2 rRNA genes are annotated in these 3,221 nt (G+C 52.0%); both read left to right on the forward strand.

Features of this window, described 5'->3' with window-relative positions:
• The first annotated feature begins 66 nt into the window (after positions 1–66).
• Positions 67–2,950: ribosomal RNA gene (locus DZ54_RS0117310) — 23S ribosomal RNA — on the forward strand.
• 86 nt (positions 2,951–3,036) lie between these two features.
• Positions 3,037–3,152, forward strand: a 5S ribosomal RNA gene (gene rrf / locus DZ54_RS0117315).
• Positions 3,153–3,221: the final 69 nt, after the last annotated feature.

Below are 3,221 nucleotides of genomic sequence, written 5' to 3' on the forward strand. Positions count from 1 at the left end.
TTTAAACCGTTTGTTTTCACTGTTTAAAAGTGAAAGTCRARYAAGCAAGACCTTTTGGGGTTGTATGGTTAAGTGATTAAGCGTAGACGGTGGATGCTTGGCAGTCAGAGGCGATGAAGGACGTATTAACTTGCGAAAAGCCCAGATAAGGCAGTAAAAGCCATTTGAATCTGGGATGTCCGAATGGGGAAACCCACCTGCATAAGCAGGTATCTTAGCGTGAATACATAGCGCTAAGAGGCGAACTCGGGGAACTGAAACATCTAAGTACCCGAAGGAAAAGAAATCAATTGAGATTCCGGCAGTAGCGGCGAGCGACCCCGGATTAGCCTTAAGCAGACTTGGCGTTAGGTGAACAGGTTGGAAAACCTGGCAACAAAGGGTGATAGCCCCGTAACCGACGGCGCCATATGTGTGAAAACGAGTAGGACGGGACACGTGATATCTTGTCTGAACATGGGGGGACCATCCTCCAAGGCTAAATACTCCTGACTGACCGATAGTGAACCAGTACCGTGAGGGAAAGGCGAAAAGAACCCCTGTGAGGGGAGTGAAATAGAACCTGAAACCGTCTACGTACAAGCAGTGGGAGCACTTTCGAGTGTGACCGCGTACCTTTTGTATAATGGGTCAGCGACTTAATGTAAGTAGCAAGGTTAACCGCATAGGGGAGCCGTAGGGAAACCGAGTCTTAACTGGGCGTCCAGTTGCTTGCATTAGACCCGAAACCGAGTGATCTAGCCATGGGCAGGTTGAAGGTTGAGTAACATCAACTGGAGGACCGAACTCACTAACGTTGAAAAGTTAGGAGATGACCTGTGGCTAGGGGTGAAAGGCCAATCAAACTCGGAGATAGCTGGTTCTCCCCGAAAGCTATTTAGGTAGCGCCTCGGACGAACACTACTGGGGGTAGAGCACTGTTAAGGCTAGGGGGTCATCCCGACTTACCAACCCTTTGCAAACTCCGAATACCAGTAAGTGCTATCCGGGAGACACACGGCGGGTGCTAACGTCCGTCGTGGAGAGGGAAACAACCCAGACCGCCAGCTAAGGTCCCAAAGTTATCGCTAAGTGGGAAACGATGTGGGAAGGCTCAGACAGCCAGGATGTTGGCTTAGAAGCAGCCATCATTTAAAGAAAGCGTAATAGCTCACTGGTCGAGTCGGCCTGCGCGGAAGATGTAACGGGGCTAAGCGATACACCGAAGCTGCGGCAATGTCCTTATGGATATTGGGTAGGGGAGCGTTGTGTAAGCTGTTGAAGGTGAGCTGAGAGGCTTGCTGGAGGTATCACAAGTGCGAATGCTGACATGAGTAACGATAATGGGGGTGAAAAACCTCCACGCCGGAAGACCAAGGGTTCCTGTCCAACGTTAATCGGGGCAGGGTAAGTCGGCCCCTAAGGCGAGGCCGAAAGGCGTAGTCGATGGGAAACGGGTTAATATTCCCGTACTGCTACTTACTGCGATGGGGGGACGGAGAAGGCTAGGTGGGCCTGGCGATGGTCGTCCAGGTTCAAGGGTGTAGGCTGTAATCTTAGGCAAATCCGGGATTACATACGGTCGAGACCCGATGTCGAGCCACCAAGGTGGTGAAGTCATTGATGCCATGCTTCCGGGAAAAGCCTCTAAGCTTCAGGTAAGTAGGAACCGTACTCCAAACCGACACAGGTGGTCGGGTAGAGAATACCAAGGCGCTTGAGAGAACTCGGGTGAAGGAACTAGGCAAAATGGTACCGTAACTTCGGGAGAAGGTACGCTGCCCGCGGTGAAGTCCCTTGCGGATGGAGCTGAGGGCAGTCGCAGATACCAGGTGGCTGCAACTGTTTATTAAAAACACAGCACTGTGCAAAATCGAAAGATGACGTATACGGTGTGACGCCTGCCCGGTGCCGGAAGGTTAATTGATGTGGTTATCGCAAGAGAAGCCATTGATCGAAGCCCCGGTAAACGGCGGCCGTAACTATAACGGTCCTAAGGTAGCGAAATTCCTTGTCGGGTAAGTTCCGACCTGCACGAATGGCGTAATGATGGCCACGCTGTCTCCACCCGAGACTCAGTGAAATTGAAATCGCAGTGAAGATGCTGTGTACCCGCGGCTAGACGGAAAGACCCCGTGAACCTTTACTACAGCTTGGCACTGAACATTGAGCCTACATGTGTAGGATAGGTGGGAGGCTTTGAAACGGCGACGCCAGTTGCCGCGGAGCCAACCTTGAAATACCACCCTTGTATGTTTGATGTTCTAACTTAGCCCCTTATCGGGGGTGAGGACAGTGCCTGGTGGGTAGTTTGACTGGGGCGGTCTCCTCCCAAAGTGTAACGGAGGAGCACGAAGGTGGGCTAATCACGGTCGGACATCGTGAGGTTAGTGCAATGGCATAAGCCGCTTAACTGCGAGAGTGACGGCTCGAGCAGGTACGAAAGTAGGTCATAGTGATCCGGTGGTTCTGAATGGAAGGGCCATCGCTCAACGGATAAAAGGTACTCCGGGGATAACAGGCTGATACCGCCCAAGAGTTCATATCGACGGCGGTGTTTGGCACCTCGATGTCGGCTCATCACATCCTGGGGCTGAAGTCGGTCCCAAGGGTATGGCTGTTCGCCATTTAAAGTGGTACGCGAGCTGGGTTTAGAACGTCGTGAGACAGTTCGGTCCCTATCTGCCGTGGGCGTTGGATGATTGAGGGGAGCTGCTCCTAGTACGAGAGGACCGGAGTGGACGAACCGCTGGTGTTCGGGTTGTGTCGCCAGACGCATTGCCCGGTAGCTAAGTTCGGCACAGATAAGCGCTGAAAGCATCTAAGCGCGAAGCTGGCCCCGAGATGAGTCATCCCTAGAGCTTTAAGCTCTCTAAAGGGTTGTCGTAGACGACGACGTTGATAGGCAGGGTGTGTAAGCGCTGTGAGGCGTTGAGCTAACCTGTACTAATTGCCCGTGCGGCTTAACCATACAACACCCAAGAGGTTTTGGGTTGGACTCGAAATAAGCCAGTTGATTGTGGCGAGAACGAACAGCTTTCTAGATTACCGAATTTGCTTGGCGACCATAGCGCTTTGGACCCACCTGACTCCATGCCGAACTCAGTAGTGAAACGAAGCAGCGCCGATGGTAGTGTGGGGTCTCCCCATGTGAGAGTAGGACATCGCCAGGCTCTCTATCTTGTTTTCAGATTTWAAAAWWCTGAAGGAAACAAGATAACCTAATTAGAGCTTAATCATTA

This window comes from Salinivibrio socompensis S35 (genome assembly GCF_000513715.1).
Taxonomy (GTDB): domain Bacteria; phylum Pseudomonadota; class Gammaproteobacteria; order Enterobacterales; family Vibrionaceae; genus Salinivibrio; species Salinivibrio socompensis.